The sequence below is a fragment of the Streptomyces microflavus genome, assembly GCF_014650075.1.
GTDB lineage: Bacteria > Actinomycetota > Actinomycetes > Streptomycetales > Streptomycetaceae > Streptomyces > Streptomyces microflavus.
The window spans coordinates 659,652-676,368 of sequence record NZ_BMUG01000002.1 but is presented as its reverse complement, the minus strand read 5'-3'; the positions used below and the strand labels follow the sequence as shown (position 1 = coordinate 676,368).

At 70.4% G+C, this 16,717-nt stretch carries 19 protein-coding genes; 8 read left to right on the top strand and 11 right to left on the bottom strand.

All coding sequences use genetic code 11. From position 1 onward, the window contains the following. Positions 1-128: 128 nt before the first annotated feature. From IE264_RS08125 to IE264_RS08090, 8 genes are all read right to left on the bottom strand, one after another. Positions 129-1,781, bottom strand: coding sequence for a long-chain fatty acid--CoA ligase (locus IE264_RS08125; protein WP_015609944.1), 1,653 nt, complete (start codon positions 1,779-1,781; stop codon positions 129-131). 135 nt (positions 1,782-1,916) lie between these two features. After that, positions 1,917-2,483, bottom strand: coding sequence for a SigE family RNA polymerase sigma factor (locus IE264_RS08120; protein WP_015609943.1), 567 nt, complete (start codon positions 2,481-2,483; stop codon positions 1,917-1,919). A gap of 180 nt (positions 2,484-2,663) precedes the next feature. Further along, positions 2,664-3,830, bottom strand: a complete 1,167-nt coding sequence (locus IE264_RS08115; RefSeq protein ID WP_032760911.1) for a lipid-transfer protein — start codon at positions 3,828-3,830, stop codon at positions 2,664-2,666. Then, positions 3,827-4,306 (bottom strand): MaoC family dehydratase, encoded by a 480-nt coding sequence (locus tag IE264_RS08110; RefSeq protein ID WP_032760913.1) that lies wholly within the window; start codon positions 4,304-4,306, stop codon positions 3,827-3,829. Before IE264_RS08110 ends, IE264_RS08115 begins: the two co-directional genes overlap by 4 nt. Then, positions 4,303-5,346 (bottom strand): acyl-CoA dehydrogenase family protein, encoded by a 1,044-nt coding sequence (locus tag IE264_RS08105; protein ID WP_032760915.1) that lies wholly within the window; start codon positions 5,344-5,346, stop codon positions 4,303-4,305. The genes IE264_RS08110 and IE264_RS08105 overlap by 4 nt, the downstream gene beginning before the upstream one ends. A 1-nt stretch (position 5,347) precedes the next feature. Next, positions 5,348-6,388: a bifunctional MaoC family dehydratase N-terminal/OB-fold nucleic acid binding domain-containing protein gene (locus tag IE264_RS08100; protein WP_032760917.1), complete on the bottom strand. Its 1,041-nt coding sequence runs from the start codon at positions 6,386-6,388 to the stop codon at positions 5,348-5,350. Then, positions 6,385-7,617 carry an acyl-CoA dehydrogenase family protein gene (locus IE264_RS08095; protein ID WP_032760919.1) on the bottom strand — a complete coding sequence of 411 codons (1,233 nt, stop codon included), beginning with the start codon at positions 7,615-7,617 and terminating at the stop codon, positions 6,385-6,387. Before IE264_RS08095 ends, IE264_RS08100 begins: the two co-directional genes overlap by 4 nt. Before the next feature lie 209 nt (positions 7,618-7,826). Beyond that, positions 7,827-8,141: a hypothetical protein gene (locus IE264_RS08090; protein WP_031122608.1), complete on the bottom strand. Its 315-nt coding sequence runs from the start codon at positions 8,139-8,141 to the stop codon at positions 7,827-7,829. Between the two features lie 438 nt (positions 8,142-8,579). On the opposite strand from IE264_RS08090, the gene IE264_RS08085 reads away from it, so the two are divergent. Both IE264_RS08085 and IE264_RS08080 read left to right on the top strand, forming a co-directional pair. Beyond that, positions 8,580-9,359 carry a hypothetical protein gene (locus tag IE264_RS08085; protein ID WP_032760920.1) on the top strand — a complete coding sequence of 260 codons (780 nt, stop codon included), beginning with the start codon at positions 8,580-8,582 and terminating at the stop codon, positions 9,357-9,359. 149 nt (positions 9,360-9,508) lie between these two features. After that, positions 9,509-10,399, top strand: a complete 891-nt coding sequence (locus IE264_RS08080) for a bifunctional DNA primase/polymerase (RefSeq protein WP_032760922.1) — start codon at positions 9,509-9,511, stop codon at positions 10,397-10,399. A 76-nt stretch (positions 10,400-10,475) separates the two neighbouring features. Here IE264_RS08080 and IE264_RS08075 read toward each other — a convergent pair whose 3' ends face one another. The 3 genes from IE264_RS08075 to IE264_RS08065 all read right to left on the bottom strand — a co-directional run bounded on the left by IE264_RS08075 (position 10,476) and on the right by IE264_RS08065 (position 13,019). Continuing rightward, a complete protein-coding gene (locus IE264_RS08075; RefSeq protein WP_051822094.1) occupies positions 10,476-10,868 on the bottom strand; it encodes a hypothetical protein in 393 nt (130 codons plus the stop codon). Between the two features lie 328 nt (positions 10,869-11,196). Next, positions 11,197-11,745 carry a GNAT family N-acetyltransferase gene (locus IE264_RS08070; protein WP_032760923.1) on the bottom strand — a complete coding sequence of 183 codons (549 nt, stop codon included), beginning with the start codon at positions 11,743-11,745 and terminating at the stop codon, positions 11,197-11,199. Beyond that, the gene (locus tag IE264_RS08065; protein ID WP_329346328.1) at positions 11,742-13,019 is read right to left on the bottom strand and encodes an NsdA family TPR-like regulatory protein; all 1,278 of its coding nucleotides are present in this window, start codon (positions 13,017-13,019) and stop codon (positions 11,742-11,744) included. Before IE264_RS08065 ends, IE264_RS08070 begins: the two co-directional genes overlap by 4 nt. A 180-nt stretch (positions 13,020-13,199) precedes the next feature. Here IE264_RS08065 and IE264_RS08060 point away from each other — a divergent pair, with 180 nt between their 5' ends. The 6 genes from IE264_RS08060 to IE264_RS08035 all read left to right on the top strand — a co-directional run bounded on the left by IE264_RS08060 (position 13,200) and on the right by IE264_RS08035 (position 16,572). Then, positions 13,200-13,646, top strand: coding sequence for an ATP-binding protein (locus IE264_RS08060; protein WP_229887439.1), 447 nt, complete (start codon positions 13,200-13,202; stop codon positions 13,644-13,646). Positions 13,647-13,684: 38 nt separating this feature from the next. Next, the gene (locus IE264_RS08055) at positions 13,685-13,975 is read left to right on the top strand and encodes a hypothetical protein (protein WP_308428494.1); all 291 of its coding nucleotides are present in this window, start codon (positions 13,685-13,687) and stop codon (positions 13,973-13,975) included. Continuing rightward, positions 13,963-15,081 (top strand): radical SAM protein, encoded by a 1,119-nt coding sequence (locus IE264_RS08050; RefSeq protein WP_032760925.1) that lies wholly within the window; start codon positions 13,963-13,965, stop codon positions 15,079-15,081. The genes IE264_RS08055 and IE264_RS08050 overlap by 13 nt, the downstream gene beginning before the upstream one ends. Beyond that, positions 15,078-15,215 carry a hypothetical protein gene (locus tag IE264_RS08045; protein ID WP_190167600.1) on the top strand — a complete coding sequence of 46 codons (138 nt, stop codon included), beginning with the start codon at positions 15,078-15,080 and terminating at the stop codon, positions 15,213-15,215. Before IE264_RS08050 ends, IE264_RS08045 begins: the two co-directional genes overlap by 4 nt. A 110-nt stretch (positions 15,216-15,325) precedes the next feature. Beyond that, a complete protein-coding gene (locus tag IE264_RS08040) occupies positions 15,326-16,180 on the top strand; it encodes a protein kinase family protein (RefSeq protein WP_190167599.1) in 855 nt (284 codons plus the stop codon). 2 nt (positions 16,181-16,182) lie between these two features. Further along, entirely contained in the window at positions 16,183-16,572 is a 390-nt protein-coding gene (locus IE264_RS08035) for an NUDIX hydrolase (protein ID WP_010060543.1), read from the top strand. Positions 16,573-16,717: the final 145 nt, after the last annotated feature.

The following is a 16,717-nucleotide window of genomic DNA, read 5'->3' as shown; positions in this document are numbered from 1 at the left end:
GTGCAGCACAGCACGCGGAACAGGGCGGGGGCGGTACGGGAAATCCGTACCGCCCCCGCCCTGTCCACTCCTGCGCCCTGTTTCACGTGAAACACGCGGCGCAGGGCCTCAGAGCGCGGTGCAGGGCCTCAGAGCTGCGTGACGTCCAGCTCTCCGGCCGCGTACTGCTTCCGGATCACCTTCTTGTCGAACTTGCCGACGCTCGTCTTCGGCACGGCGGCGATCACCGACCAGCGCTCCGGCAGCTGCCACTTGGCGATGCCCGACTCGGCGAGGAACGCCTTCAGCGCCTCGTAGTCGGTCCCGGTGGTGCCCTCCTTGAGGACCACCGTCGCGAGCGGGCGCTCGCCCCACTTCTCGTCCGGTACGGCGACGACGGCCGCCTCCGCGACGTCCGGGTGGGCCATCAGCGCGTTCTCCAGCTCGACGCTGGAGATCCACTCGCCACCGGACTTGATGACGTCCTTGGCCCGGTCGGTGAGGGTGAGGTAGCCGTCGGTGCTGATCACGCCGACGTCACCGGTCTTCAGCCAGCCGTCCTCGCTGAACTTGTCCTCGGGGCGCAGGTGCTCGCCGTCGGCCCCGCCGTAGTACGCGGCGGCGATCCAGGCGCCCCGGACCTCCAGCTCACCGGCCGACTCGCCGTCCCACGGCAGGTGCTCGCCCGCCGGGCCGACCAGCCGCGCCTCCACACCGGCCGGGAAGCGGCCCTGGGTGATGCGGTACGGCCACTCCTCCTCGGCGCTCAGTCCGGCGGGCGGGTGGGCCATGGTGCCGAGCGGCGAGGTCTCCGTCATGCCCCAGGCGTGGCAGAGCCGGACGCCGAGCTTGTCGTACGCCTCCATCAGCGAGGGCGGACAGGCTGCGCCGCCGATGGTCACGTTGGCCATGGAGGTGAGGTCGCGCGGGTTGGCGGTGACCTCGGCGAGGAGGCCCTGCCAGATGGTGGGGACCGCGGCCGCGTGGGTCGGGCGCTCGCGCTCGATCATCTCCGCGAGCGGAGCGGGCTGGAGGAAGCGGTCCGGCATCAGCATGTTGACGCCGCTCATGAACGTGGCGTGCGGCAGCCCCCACGCGTTCACATGAAACTGAGGGACGACAACGAGCGTGGTGTCCTTGTCCGTCAGCCCCATCGACTCCGACATGTTGACCTGCATGGAGTGCAGGTAGATGGAGCGGTGGGAGTAGACGACGCCCTTGGGGTCCCCGGTGGTGCCGGAGGTGTAACACATGGCGGCGGCCTGGCGTTCGTCCAGCTCGGGCCAGTCGTACGTGGTCGGGCGGCCCGCGATCAGCTCCTCGTACTCATGCACGCGCGGCGCGACCCCGGCGAGCGCCGAGCGGTCGCCCGGCCCGGAGACGACCACGTGCTCGATGCCCGGCAGGTGGGGCAGGAGCGGCACGAGGAGCGGCAGCAGCGTGCCGTCGGCGATGACCACCTTGTCGTCCGCGTGGTTGACGATCCAGGCGAGCTGCTCCGGTGGCAGCCGGAGGTTGAGGGTGTGGAGCACGGCCCCCATGGAGGGGATCGCGAGGTAGGCCTCCACATGGACGGCGTTGTTCCACATGAGGGTGGCGACCCTCTGGTCGCCGTCGATGCCCAGCTCGTCGCGGAGCGCGTTGGCCAGCTGGGTCGCGCGGGTGCCGATCTCGGCGAAGGTGCGTCGGTGCGGCTCGGGTTCGCCGGTCCAGGTCGTGACCTGCGACTTCCCATGGATCGTCATCCCGTGGTGCAGGATGCGGGTGACAGTCAGCGGTACGTCCTGCATGGTGCTCAGCACGGCGTCCTCCCGGTGGGCGCTACGCGGCAGTAAGGTTGCGCTGATTCTGCGCACATACCAAGCGGTATGTCACTACTCGCGGGAGAAAATTCCTGTCCGGGGGCCGTGTGGGGGACTCTTCCGGATCGGTCGGCTTCAGCGGACCGGTGTCAGCTCCGGGTCCTCGCGGAGCTTGCCGAGGGCGCGGGAGACGGCGCTCTTCACCGTACCGACCGACACACCCAGCACCTCGGCCGTCTGCGCCTCGCTGAGGTCCTCGTAGTACCGCAGGACGACCATCGCGCGCTGGCGGTCCGGGAGCTTGAGCACCGCGCGCCACATCGCGTCGTGGAGCGACTGCTGCTCGGCCGGGTCGGGCGCCGGGGCGCCGCCCTGTTCGGGCAGCTCCTCGCAGGCGAACTCGTCGACCTTGCGCTTGCGCCACTGCGAGGTCCGGGTGTTCAGCAGCGCCCGGCGGACGTATCCGTCCAGCGCCCGGTGGTCCTCGATCCGCTCCCAGGCGACGTACGTCTTGGCGAGCGCGGTCTGCAGCAGGTCCTCCGCGTCGCACGGATTCGCGGTGAGCGAGCGCGCGGTGCGCAGCAGGACCGGGCCCCGGGCCCGGACGTACGAGGAGAACGACGCGTACGGCGTGTACGCGTGGTGGCCGGCGGCGGTGGCGGTGGCCGCCCTGGAGGCGCCCGTGCAGACTGGCGTGGTCATGTACTCAACGCTAGGAGCGGAGCCCGCCCGGGGGATCGCCCCCAGGTCCCGAAGCGCCGTCCGCCTCAGGTTGTAGGGGCGGCTCACCCTCCACCTCCTGAAGGTGGACGGGCCGTCGTCCGGCCTTAAGGGTCCCGCCGCCCCTCCGTAAGGGTCCGCGCCCGGCTCCGTCCGGGACGGTCACCCGTCCGCCCCGAGGATCAGCCCGGACGTCGGCACCCCCGTACCGGCCGTGACCAGGGACCTCGCCGCCCCCGCCACCTGGTTCACCGACGTACCGCGGATCTGCCGGACGGCCTCCGCGATGCCGTTCATACCGTGGAGGTAGGCCTCCCCCAGCTGACCCCCATGGGTGTTCAGGGGCAGCGCGTCCGCCGCGACGAACGCCCCGCCCTCCCCCGGACCGCAGAAACCGAACTCCTCCAGCTGCATCAGGACGAACGGGGTGAAGTGGTCGTAGAGGATGCCCACATCGATGTCGGCCGGGGCGAGACCCGAGCTCTGCCAGAGCTGCCGGGCGACCACACCCGTCTCCGGCAGGCCGGTCAGCCCGTCCCGGTAGAAGCTCGTCATCTGCTCCTGCGACCGGCCCGCCCCTTGCGCGGCCGCCACGACGACGGCGGGCGGCCGGGGCAGGTCGCGGGCGCGCTCCACGCTGGTGACGACGAGGGCCTGGCCGCCGTCGGTCTCCTGGCAGCAGTCCAGCAGCCGCAGCGGTTCGACGATCCAGCGGGAGGCGGCGTGGTCGGCGAGCGTGATCGGCTTCCCGTGGAAGTACGCCGCCGGGTTCCGCGCCGCGTGCCTCCGGTCGACCACCGCCACGTGTCCGAAGACCTCCGGTCCGAGGCCGTACGCGTGCAGATAGCGCTGGGCCGCCATCGCCACCCAGGAGGCGGGGGTGAGCAGCCCGGACGGCAGGTTCCAGCCGAGTGCCGCGCCCTCGGCGGTGGGCTCGCGCCGCTGGACACCGGAGCCGAAGCGGCGGCCGGAGCGCTCGTTGAACGCCCGGTAGCAGACGACGACGTCGGCCACCCCGCTCGCCACCGCGAGGGCGGCCTGCTGGACGGTGGCGCAGGCCGCGCCGCCCCCGTAGTGGATGCGGGAGAAGAACGACAGCTCCCCGATGCCCGCCGCCTGGGCGACGGTGATCTCGGGGCTGGTGTCCATGGTGAAGGTGACGAGGCCGTCGACGTCGGCGGGGGTGAGACCCGCGTCGTCGAGGGCGGCGCCGACGGCTTCGACGGCGAGCTTCAGTTCGCTGCGGCCGGAGTTCTTGGAGAACTCGGTGGCCCCGATGCCGACGACGGCCGCCTTTCCGCCGAGCGTGTCGGGCCTGCGGATGCTCATGCGCCGCCTCCCTCGGTGATGGCGACGGTGACCGCCCCGGGGATCGCCCCGGGGATCGCGACGGGGATCGCGACGGTGACCTTTCCGGTGACGTGACGCCCTATACGGTTGTCGCCGGTGACCGCGACCTCTATAAGGGAGCGGTTTTCGCCTTCCAGGGCCACGTCTTCCAGGGCCACGATCCGGCCGGTCAACCGGAGCACGTCCCCCGGGTAGTTGGGAGCGCCGAGCCGGATGGCGACCTTGCGAAGGACGGCGGCGGAACCGAAGTGGTCGGTGATGTAGCGGCCGACGAGCCCGTTGGTGGTGAGGATGTTCATGAAGATGTCGGGTGAGCCCTTCTCCCGGGCCAGTTCGGCGTCGTGGTGCACGTCCTGGTAGTCGCGGGAGGCGATGGCGCCCGCGACGATCAGGGTGCGGGTGACGGGGATCTCCAGGGGCGGCAGCTCGTCGCCGACGCGGTACGCCTCCGTCATGACGTGCCCTCCGTCCGGCCGCTCCCGATCAATCGGCCCAGCTCCTCCAGTAGTTCGGCCCCGCCCCCCAGGTACGCGTCGAGCTGACGCCCCCAGAGGAAGTGCCGGTGGACCGGATGGTCGAGGTCGGCCCCGGTGCCGCCGTGCAGATGCTGCCCCGCGTGCACGACCCGCCGGCCCGCCTCCGATGCCCACCAGGCGGCCGTCAACACCTGAGCCTCGTACTCCAGTTGCTGATCCCGGCGCCAGGCCGCCTCGTACGCCGTGACCCGGATCGCCTCGGTGTCCATGTGGGCGTCGGCGGCGCGGAGCAGGACGCCCTGGTTGGTGGAGAGCGGGCGGCCGAACTGCTCCCGGGTGGTGGTGTGCTGGACCGCACGGGCTAGGGAGCCCGCGCAGACGCCCGCCTGGAGCCCGGCGAAGGCGGTGCGGCTCGCGGCGAGGACCGCGGCGCAGGCCCCCGGGCCCGTACCGAGGGACTCTCCCCGTACGCCGTCGAGGACGAGCCGCCCCGCCGACCAGGGCGCGGTCGTCTCCACGGGCACCACGGTCACCCCCGGCGCCCCCGCCTCGACGATCCACAACTCCCGCTCGGCGTCCGCGACCAGCACATGGGTGGCGTCCCGCAGCCACGGCACCCAGGGCACGACCCCGTACAGCGCCCCGTCCACCGCCTTCACGCCACCCCGCGCCGGGAAGGCCCCGGTCGCCACCGTCGTACCGTCGCGCAGACCGGGCAGCAGGCGCTCCCACTGCTCCGCCGTACCGTGCTCCGCGACCGCGAGGAGCCCGTACACACAGCTCACGGCCAGCGGGACCTGCGCGGTGGTGCGGCCCTGTTCCTCCAGGAGCAGGACCAGGCCGAGGAGCCCGATGTCCTCGACCGCACCGGGCAGCCCGGCCGTGCACAGCTCTTTCCACAGCCCCGCGTCCGTCCCCGTGCCCGCCGCCACCAGCCGCTCGTGCGTCGACAGGTCACCGAAGATCCGCGCGGCCAGACCCTGCGCCGCGGCCTGCTCCTCGCTCGGGGTGAAGTCCATCTCAACCGCCTTCGCTCGCCCGGAAGACCGGAAGTTCCAGATCGGGGTCCGTACGGAGGAACTCCAGCCGTACGGGCAGGCCGACGCGGACCTTGTCGTACGGCACACCGGTCACGTTGCCGACGATCCGGACGCCCTCGGCGAGCTCGATGAGCGCGACGGCGTACGGTCCGCCCTCGCCCGACGGGTCGAAGGCGGGGAAGGACGGGTGGTGCATCACGACATGGCTGAAGACCGTGCCCTCGCCGCTCGCCTCGACCGTGTCCCACTCCTGGCCGGCGCAGGCGTTGCAGCCGGGGAGCCAGGGGAAGCGGAGGGTGGCGCAGCCCGTGCAGCGCTGGATGAGGAGGCGGTGCTCGGCGACCCCGGCCCAGAAACCGGCGTTGTCGCGGTTGATTACGGGGCGGGGGCGGAGGGCTGGTTCTTTCTCCACCTCCGCAGTTCTCCGTTGCGCGGATTTTCGCTGCGCGGATTTTCGCTGCGCGGGGCGGTACTTGAGGATCCGAAAGCGGTGCGTCCCGGCGAGTTCACCGTCTGCGCGGACGTCCATGCAGGTGGTGACGAAGTACCCGGTGCCGAGCTTGGTCGTCTTGCGCCGGGAGACGGACTCGATGACGGCGTCGAAGGTGATCAGGTCGCCGGGGCGGAGCGGCCGCAGGTACTCCTGCTCGCAGTCGGTGGCGACGACGGAGGTGTACCCGGCGCCGTCGAGGAGCCCGAGGAGTTCGCCGTACGCCGCCGAGCGGCCCGTACCGTCGTCGGGCTCCGGGTCTGCGGAGAGGCCGCGCATCGTCCAGGCCTGGAGCATGGTCGGCGGGGCGACGGCGTCGGGCCCCCGGTAGGCGGGCGAGGTGTCGCCCATGGCCTCGCACCAGTGGCGGATCATGGGCGCGTTGACGGGGTCCCGGCCCGTGCCGGCGGTGGCGGCGGGTCGGCCGGCGTAGGCGCTGAGCCGTTCGTACAGCTGATCCGAGGCCTCGGCCCCGTGCGACGGGGAAGCTTCCTGCGCATCGGCCTGCCCCGCCCGGGTGCCCGGCTTCACCGCTTGCCCCGCGTCATCCCGAGCCGCATGGTCGCGACGATCTCGCGCTGCACTTCGCTGACGCCGCCGCCGAAGGTGTTGATCTGCGCGGCCCGGTTCATCCGCTCCAGCTCACCGCCTCCGCCACCACCACCCCCGCCATCACCTCCACCGCCGTCCGCCCCGAAGCAGCCGGGCGACCCACCCCGGAGGAGGGCTGCCTCCCCCACCACCTCCTGGCACATCCGGTAGACCTCCACGGCGCTCTCGGTCCCCGCGAACTTCACGCCGCTCGCCTCGCCGGGGGCCAGCGCGCCCGCCCCCACGGCGCCGACCAGCCGCCAGTTGAGCAGCCGGGTCGCCGCGAGCCGGGCGTACGCCTCCGCGAGCCGGGCGCGTACCCACGGCTCGTCGATCCGGCGGCGCCCCGTCGCGGGGTCGGGGGTACGGGCATGGGCGAGGGCCTCCTCGTAGAAGTCCTCGGCCTGCATGCCGATGGCGGCCAGGGCGACACGTTCATGGTTGAGCTGGTTGGTGATGAGCCCCCACCCCTCGTTCTCCGCACCGACGAGGTTCGAGGCGGGGACGCGTACGCCGTCGTAGTACGTGGTGGTCGTCGTCAGCCCGCCCACCGTCTCGATGGGCGTCCAGGAGAAGCCGGGATCGTCGGTGGGCACGAGGATGATCGAGATGCCGCGGTGCTTGGGGGCGTCGGGGTCCGTACGGCAGGCGAGCCAGATCCAGTCGGCCTGCTGGGCGTTGCTGGTGAAGATCTTCTGCCCGTCGATGACCCAGTCGCCACCGTTGCCGTCACCGTTGTCGCCGTCCCGCACGGCACGGGTCCGCAGGGCCGCCAGGTCCGTACCGGCTTCCGGCTCGCTGTAACCGATCGCGAAGACGAGGTCGCCGCTGAGGATGCGGGGCAGGAAGTACGCCTTCTGCTCCTCGGTGCCGTACTTCATCAGGGTCGGGCCGACGGTGTTGAGGGTGACCATCGAGACGGGGGCGCCGGCCCGGTACGCCTCGTCGAAGAAGACGAACTGCTCGTCGGGGCCCCGGCCCTGTCCGCCGTACGCAGCGGGCCAGCCGAGACCGAGCATGCCATCGGCGCCGATCCTGCGCAGCAGCCGCCGCTGTTCCTCCGGATCGTCACGCCACTGCCCTCCGCCTCCTGCGGGCAGCACGGCCGCGAAGTACGCGCGCAGTTCGGTACGGAGGTGCTGCTGGCGCTCCGTCGGGGCGAGGTGCACGGCGGGCCTCCAGGGGCACGGATCACGACAACCGAACAGTTTCTGACTGTCCGTCAGATCCACTCTCCCTGTCAAGGGTCGAGGGCAACGCCGACAGCCCGCGCGGAGCACCGAAGTGCCGCCGCACGGGCTGCTGTTCGACGTCCGGGGCCCACCCCCCGGAAGGTCCCGGACGTCTGATCACCGAGGAGGCGTGGCCGCCGGGATCATCACCAGAAGAACGGGGTGAAGTTCACGTCGACGCTGTGGTCCGACTGGTCGATGGCGGTGAAGGCCGAGCCGCTCACCTGGGCCGAGGTGTTCTGGTTGGACGCACCGGAGCCGACGGCCTGCTGCTGCGTCGTCGAGGAGTTGCCGGTGTTGTTGCCGCCGACGCCACTGCCGCCGATCGTCGCCACGGCCGCGTTCGATCCGTCGTTCGCGAAGGAGCCGTTGTCCGCCAGGGCCACTCCGCCGCAGAGGGCGATGGTGAGGGGCAGCGCGGCGACTGCGGCGAGAACACGAGCGGTACGGATGCTTGCCATGTCAATTCCTCCAGGAACCGGAAGTCCGGCTTCAGTTGGTTCATGTGCGGCTGGTTCCGGGGAAGTTGGCCGACCGCCCCGGTGCTGGTCACGACGTCGCGAGACCAGAGTTGCCCAGCACATCCGCGTCGAACCATGCCGTGCCACCTGATTCCCCCGCAAGCATGAAGAAGAGGCGACAAACCTTCTATGGGCCGGAAATGCCCAGTCGGGCGATATGGCCACACCACCCGCTGACCCGCAAGGGAGGGAGCACCACCTTGGCCCCTCCCGGCAGCCGGACCAGGACGATGCCGTGTTGATCGAATCGTTGCCCCGTCGCGTACAACCGCGCACCGCCCTCCCCTGTCCCACAGTCAGCCGTGAGGATCAGCCTCTGGCCGGTGCGCCGACGCGCGCCCGGTCCTGGCTACAGGGGAGAGGGCGGGGTTCAAGGGGATGGGGAAGACGATGTGGAGAGCGGCGGTGGCCGGTGGAGCGGCGGCCGTGCTCACAGCGATGGCGGCCGTGCCGGCCGGAGCGGCGGAGGGCGGGGTCGCCTTCTCCCGGGTCACGGTGAACGGCGGAAAGCCGATCGTGATCGGAGTCAAGGAGGAGGTCAAGGTGTACGTGACCTTCCGGATGACGACCAAGCTGAAGTACGACTCCGGACCGACGGTGTTCCCCTACCGGGGCAAGACCGACTCCGGGGACGAGTTGTGGAACACCATCTACGGCAGTGACTGCAAGGTGGTGAACAAGGCGAAGGGCATCTGCGACTTCGACGAATGGCTGCACATCGAGCCCCGGCACATCGACTTCGGGAACGAGGACGCCGGAACCTGGAAGACCGCCGCGCGGGTCTACCTGCCCGGCGACGCTCACGACACCGATGACAAGAACCTGCCGTTGCAGGTCAAGCGGGCCACCCGCGTCACCGTGAACGCCTCGCCGGAGCCGGTCAGGAAGGGCAAGACCATCACCGTGACCGGGCGGGTCACCCGGGCGAACTGGGACACCCACACGTACCAGGGTTACGCGGGCCGCTCGGTGAGCCTCCAGTTCAAGGCGGCGGGCTCCTCCTCGTACAAGACGATCAAGAAGGTGAAGTCGAGCGGCTCGGGCGCGCTCAAGACCACGGTGAAGGCGACCGTGCCCGGAACGTGGCGGTGGACGTACTACGGGAACACCACCTCCGGAGCGAAGTCGTCGACCGGGGACCACGTCGCCGTGCGCTAGCCACCACGAGACGGGCGCCGCAGAACCCAGAGCGCGCTGCTCGGCCGGACAGGCCGAGCAGCGCGCTCAGTCGCACTCCCCCTCCCCCTCCCAGCCCTCCCCACCCACCCCCACTTCCCATATTCGAACTCATGTACGAAACTAGAACCATGGCCACCATCGACCGGCAGACCGCCACCCTGGCCCTCGCCCACGCCCTCGCCGCGGCCGGGCGCGGGCTCCCCGTCTTCCCCCTGTCCGCCACCAAGCTCCCCGCGCTGCGCTCCCCCCACCACGGCGAGCAGCCGCCGGTCCACTGCCGGGGCGAGTGCGGTCTGCCCGGCCACGGGGTGCACGACGCCACCGCCGACCCCGCGGCCGTGCGCGCCCTCTTCGCCGCCGCGCCCCGGGCCACCGGTTACGGCATCGCCTGCGGACGCGCCCCGCACCGGCTCGTCGGCATCGACCTGGACATCGACACCGCGCACGGCAACGACTCGGTGGGCGCACTCCAGCAGCTGGCGCTCCAGCACCTGTTCACGATCCCGCCGACGGTCACCGTCCTCACCCCGAGCGGCGGCCGCCACCTCTGGCTCACCGGCCCCGCCGACACCACGGTCCCCAACTCGGCCGGCCGCCTGGCCCCCGGCATCGACGTCCGCGGCAGCGGCGGCTACCTGGTGGGCCCCGGCTCGGTCACCGCCCACGGCCGCTACCGCCTGGCCCCCGGCACCGCCCACCTGCCCCCGGCCCCCTGCCCGCGCGCCCTCCTCCGCCTCCTCACCCCACCACCGCGCCGCCCGGCCGGGGCTCCCGGCAGCACGGCCCCGACGGAGACTCCGGGCCGCCGGGGCGAGGGCCTGATCCAGTTCGTCCTGGCGGCCCACGAAGGCCAGCGCAACACCCGCCTGTTCTGGGCAGCCTGCCGCGCCTACGAACACGGCTTCGGCGACGCTCTGGCCGACGCCCTCACCGCCGCGGCGGTCCGCACGGGCCTCACGGAGCAGGAGGCGCGTGCGGCGATCGCCTCGGCGGAGCGGCTGACGCGGGGGCGGGGATGACACCACTGAGCTGCCGACCACTGCCCAACCAGCCGGATCGAGCCACGACCAAGCCGCCCGCTCGGAGCGAACAACATCACTTGAAGACGAAGTCGGCGCAGGCGACGATCGCCGACAGCACCCCGACGGCGACACCCAAGGACGCGCTCATCTGCTGACGATCCTGAGTCATCACGCTCCCGGGCCCCTGCGCCTCGTCCCCGGCTCCCCTCAGCGCCTTGAAACCCTGCCACTTGTGTTCCCGGATCCAGCATCCCCGCAGAAGCCCCTGGGCATTGTTGCGGCACCGCCCCTGACGCCCCAGCGCGATGCAGCGCAGCGGCGCGGACAACAGGAAGTAGGCCACGGCCACCCCAGCAGCCAGCAGGAGCAGCCCCGGACCGATCATCTGCGCGGCCCAGGCCAGGATGCCCAGAACGAGCACCACGACGCCCCACCGCTTCTTGAGAAACTTGCCCAGTCCGCCCATGGCCAGGGACCGTAGATCGTCCGGAAGGCCGAGGGTAGGGCGCGAATCGGCCAGACGACGGAGCCTCCGCCGATCACCTTTCCCGGCAGCAACCACCGCGGGGATGCGCCTGCCCGTGATCGACGAGGCAGCCCCACGGAGACCTCGCGGGGCGAAACACATGCGGGCAGTGCAGAAGTCAACAGCCCAACCAATCCGCCCTGTCAGGGTCAAGAGAGTGCTGCGGAATGCCTCTCCCACGTGGCTGACCTGCCAGTTCCCCGCCATCCTGGCCCCTCCGCGCCTCCGGCGGTCCACACCTGGCCTGTTGGAGGCGTTCTGAAGGGGGTCAGCGCAGCTCGCGTGTCATACAGGCGAAGACAGGGGAGTCGGAGAACGGCTGCTGCTTGCCGATCGTCCGGTAGCCCCACGCCTCGTACACGGCCTGGACGGCGCCGTTGCCGTTGGCAGGGTTGACCAGGAGGGTGACGCGGGACTCGGTGCGGCCTGACAGCCACTCCTCATGGATCTGCCAGGCGATGCCGCGCCCGCGCCAGGGCTTGCGGACGACGATCTCGTTGAGGGCGACCGTACGGACGCCGTCCTCGTCGGTGTAGCCGTCCGGCAGCTCGGTGATCATGGAGGACCACCACCGGGTTTCCGCCGGGAGAGGGCAGCCGAAGGCGAACCCGACGGGCTCACCATTCTCGGTGGCGAAAACAGCGCTCCAGCCGGGACGAGAGGCGTAGGTGGACAGCCGCTCGTCGAAGCGTTCCACGTCATAGAACGGTCCGGTGAGGCCGAAGTCTCGGTGCCTCACCTCGGCGTGAATGCCGAGGATGTACTGCCTGATTTCCGAAAGCTGCTCGGCGGTGTAGTGCCGGATCTCGGCGGTCATTGCAGCCTCCTCGGGCGGTACTGGTCCATCCACTCGGTCGTGCACCGAGCCCTGGGCGCCACAGAGTTCAGCTCTGCTGTGAACTCCGTGAGCAACCGGCTGGTGCGCTCGGTCAGTGAACCACCCGGCTGTGTGGGCAGTACAGAGAGGGCTGTCGTGCATGCCTGCTCAGCCTCGCCCTGCCGCAGTTGAGCCAGTGCGAGGTGGGACCGGTAGTACGAGCGGTTGCGGTTGAAGCCAGGGCGCAGCAGGGACAGCGTGTGGTGGAGGTGAGCCTCCGCCTCGTCGTGACGGCCGACGCCGGCGTGGACGAGCGCGGACAGACCTTGCAGCTCCGCCCGGTCGTAGAAGCCCATCCAAACAGGCCTGTCGGCGTGGGGGTCGGCGCCGTCGAACGCCTTGATGGCGTGTTCGAGGGTCCGCAGGGCGGCGGTGGGCTGCTTGGCTCCGGCATACGCGCTGGCGAGGCGCGCATGGGCGAGCGAGCGGAATCGCGGGTCCCTGCGGCAGGCCGCAGAAGCCCGTGCAGCGGTCGCTGCGGCGATGGCGTCATTGAACTCTCTTGTTTGGCGGGCGAGGATTCCGGCGTGTCCCCACAAGCGCAGGGTGATCTCGGCACTGCCGGACAGACCGGCCAGGGTCATCGCCCGTTCGAGATGGCGCTGTGCTCGCTCCGGTTCGCAGGAGTCCACCGCGGCCCACAGTGCGGTCCCGGTGAAGGCGGCGGCGAGTTCGTAGAGGCGGGCGCGGACCCGCTGAGTGGCGGACCCGACGGCCTGAAGCTCCATCGCGTGGTGGGCGAAGGCGACGGCACGGGTCTCCAGGCTGGGCGTTCCTCCAGTCGCATTGTCAGACGCGACGAGTTCGGCGAAAGCTACCCGGAGACGTTCGGTATCGCTCATTCCGATGCGACGGTACGACGCGGTGGGCAGGGGCGGCAGTGCGGTAGCGGCAACGAGGCCGATCACCTTGCCGGCGAACGTTCGTCGCCGCACGGATTCCTCCGGTGGTACTGAGGGCGGTGGTGTGGAACGTGACGGCGGGATGAAGCCGAGCTCTTGAGCGGTACATCCGAATACTGCTTCGAGAGCACGCCGTTGTCGTTCCTGCGGCCACCTGGTTCTTCCGGTCAGCCAGTTCCGTACGTGACGGTCCTGAAGGGTGCCGGGCCTGCTGGTGAGGGTGCCGATCTCGTCGTTCAGTGCCTGGGCGAGTTCGTGCTGTCTCAGGCCCGCCGCTGCCATCCTGGCGGCGAGTAACTCGTTCCCCGTCATGCGATCACGGTAGCGGTGGGCACAAGAATGTGATGCCTGGTCAGGTAAAAATTGCCGGTCGGCAGCAGGCTCCCCGGTGGTGGAATTGCCTGTGCCTCAACTGGTGGGCGGCGGTTCTCTGGTGGTGCGGCGGTCCGAGGAGACCGCAGCTTGGACCGCCAGCCAGGAGGAACCGTGACGGTGGCCTCGATCGAAGACCCGCAGACCGTGGCTCCTGTGGAGCAGGAGTGGTCCCTTGGATACTCGATGGTGAGGGGCAGCGTGCCCCTGGCCCGTATCCACACCCGCCGGATGCTCACCCTGTGGCAGTGGGACGGCGATATCGAGGACGCCGTCCTGATCCTGTCCGAACTGGCCGCCAACGCGGTCAGGTACGCCAGGAAACCGGACGCTCTGGTCGGTGTGCGGCTCGCGCTGCTTGAGGACCGGATGCTCCTGATCGACGTGTCCGACCCGATGCCCGCGTTCCCCGGCTTCGGGTCGATCGTCGCTCCGACCCCGGCCCAGGTGTCCGGCCGCGGGATCTTCCTGGCCCGGGCCTTGGGCGCCCGCGTCGGCTGGTTCCTGAGCGCGGGCGGCAGCGGAAAGACCGTACGGGCCGAACTGCTTCCTCGGGACGGTGTGTGATGCAGTGCGCGCACTGGTACCGGGTGCCCGTCGACCTGATGCGGGAAGCGCAAGAGAAGTGGACCACCCCGTACGTCGACGGGGCGGTGCAGTGCCAACTGTCGGCGCACGACGACGGTGACCACTTCGGCCTCCTCACTGATACCTGCGCGTACGGGACCGCTTTGTGGCTCCGCTGGCACGGAACGACCGACGCGGAACTTGTCGTACTGCCGGACTGCCCGGTGGCTGCCCCGGGGCCCGACGGTGGCGGCTGCTGCCTGTTCGCCGGCCACGCCGAGCAGCACACCTGGGAGGACACCCCGGAGGAGGTCCCGTGCACCGGCTGATCGCGAGCCCGTACAACGGAACGTTCCTGATCGCCCGCCCCGGCTCCAAGGGCGGCATGCGCATCCCCCGAACGCTGTACGAAGAGCTGGCCTCGACCGCCGAAAGCAGCAGCCCCCTACCGGCCTGGCTGCTCGACCACGCGCGCACGGCCTGGGGCCTGGACCTGGAGGGCACGGTGATGCGGGAGACCGTCCTCGTACGTCCCGAGACCCGCCTCGGCTACGGCCGGGCGACGTACGAGATCAACAAAGGCTGCAACTTCAACTGTGAGCACTGCTACCTCGCGGAGCGGAAGTTCGAGGGACTGTCCTGGCCGGACAAGGTCCGGCTCCTGCACCTGCTGCGGGATGCCGGGGTGCTGTGGCTCCAGTTCACCGGAGGCGAGCCGCTGATCGACCGGGACTTCACGGACGCGTACACGCTCGCTCACCGCTCCGGAATGCTGATCGAGATCCTGACCAACGGCTCCCGGCTCCACCGCCCCGAGATCATCAACCTCCTGCGCGACCTGCCACCGCACAAGGTGACCGTCTCCCTCTACGGGGCCACCCCGGACAGCTTCGACACGCTCACCCGCAAACCGGGAGCGTTCAAGCTGGTCGAAAAGGGCCTCATCGCGGCGCACGAGGCCGGTCTCGCACTCGAACTGGCCCTGATCATCACTCGGCACAACGCCCACGAGCTGAACGCCATGCACGCCCTCGCGGAGCGGTACGGGGCGGGCCGCCAGGAATACAGCACCATCTCCCCCACCTACACCGGCACACCCGAACCCCTGGCCGCACAGGCCCCCGGCTTCCTGGACAAGACCAGCGTCTTCAAGGGCTGCCCCGCCGGCCACACCTTCTTCCACGTCGACCCGCACGGCCTGGCGACCATGTGCAAGGTCGGCCGCGAGAACCCCGTCGACCTCATGACCGAGGGCCTGGACGGACTCCTCCGTCTGCCCGGCATCGCCGACGCCCAGATGCTTCGCACCGGTGGCTGCGGCGGCTGTCAGCTCTCCGGCACCTGCCGCGTCTGCCGACCGCTCGCCAAGGCGTACCAGGAGGCGAAGGCACCACGGAACACCTACTGCCAACACGGAGAAGAGGAAACGCAATGACCGCTGTCATGGTCGAGATCAGCCCCCGACCGCCGGCCCCGCAGGAGCCCGAGGGAGTGATCCTCCTGGACGACCTGGAGGTGCTGACCGAAGGCGCCGTCCCGGGCTGCAACGACGACAACCCGTACCGGTAGACAACCGGCCACACAGAACCGCGGGGGCTCCGGAAACGTTCTTCCGTCCGAAGCCCCCGCACCACGGCACACCCACACCCGCACCCGCCTCCGTGGAAGAGTGAGACCCCATGGCGACCACCCGCATCGGCCTCGACCAACTGCCACCCGCCACCCGCACCGCCGTAGAAGAACACACCGGCCCCCTCCTCGCGGTCGAGGAGAGTACCAAGGGCTTCAACAGCGAGATCGCGGCCCGCGTCACCTCCGCCACGGGCACCTGGCACATCAAGGGCCTGCGCACGGATCACTCCCGCGCCTGGACCCAGCGCCGGGAGGCCACCGTCGCCCCCTTCCTCACCAACCTGGCCCCCGCCCTCCGCTGGCGCGTCGAAACCGCCGGTTGGGACCTCCTCGGCTTCGAAGCCCTGGACGGCCACCACGCCAACTACGCCCCCGGCTCCCCCGACCTCCCCGAAGTCGCATCTCTCCTGCGCCGCCTCAACGAGACCCCCTGCCCCGACATCGAACTACGCCGAGCCGAACAACGCCTGGAGCACTACGCCGCCCACCCCGACGACCTCCACTACTTCGCCGGAACCCACCTGCTCCACACCGACCTGAACAACACCAACGTCCTCGTCAACGCTCGCGCCCCCCAAAGCAATCGGGCCCGCCTGGTCGACTGGGCCTGGGCCACCCGCGGAGCAGCCTGGCTCGACGCCGCCTACTGGACCATCTGGCTCATCGCCGCCGGACACACCCCCACATCCGCCGAGCACTGGGCCGCCGAAACCCCCGCCTGGCACACCGCCCCCGCCGAAGGCATCACCGCCTTCGCCGCAGCCAACGCCAACATCTGGTCCGAAATCAGCAACGCCGACCCCGACCCATGGACCCTGCGCCTCGCAACCGCCGCAAACGCCTGGCACGCACACCGCAAGGGGCCCCCACTCACCTGCACTCCGTGTCCGTCGCCGGAGTAGTGGTGCGCGAGGACGGCCGCCTCCTGGCGATCCGCCGAGCCGACAACGGCACCTGGGAGCTCCCCGGCGGCATCCTCGAACTCAACGAGACACCCGAGGCCGGCGTTGCCCGCGAGGTCTGGGAAGAGACAGGCATCCACGTCGAGGTGGACCAACTCACCGGCGTCTACAAGAACACGACCCGAGGCATCGTCGCCCTGGTCTTCCGCTGCAAGCCCTCCGGCGGCACCGAGCGCACATCAAGCGAGTCGACAGCCGTCTCCTGGCTCACCCCCGACGAGGTCAGCGAGCGCATGGCCGAGGTCTACGCAGTCCGCCTCCTGGACGCCCTGGACGGCAACGGCCCTCACGTGCGGAGCCACGACGGCAAGCAGCTCATCACAGCGGGATAAGACTTTCTCTACTTCATCAAGGCACCCGGCTGCGCTTCGCTCCGCCGGGCGCGCTTCCCGGCTCTGGCTGCGCCCGCGCTCCTGCCTTCGGCCCGCTCGGCGCTGCCGCCGCCGACGCGCGCCCGCAGTGGATAGGCCCGTGGGG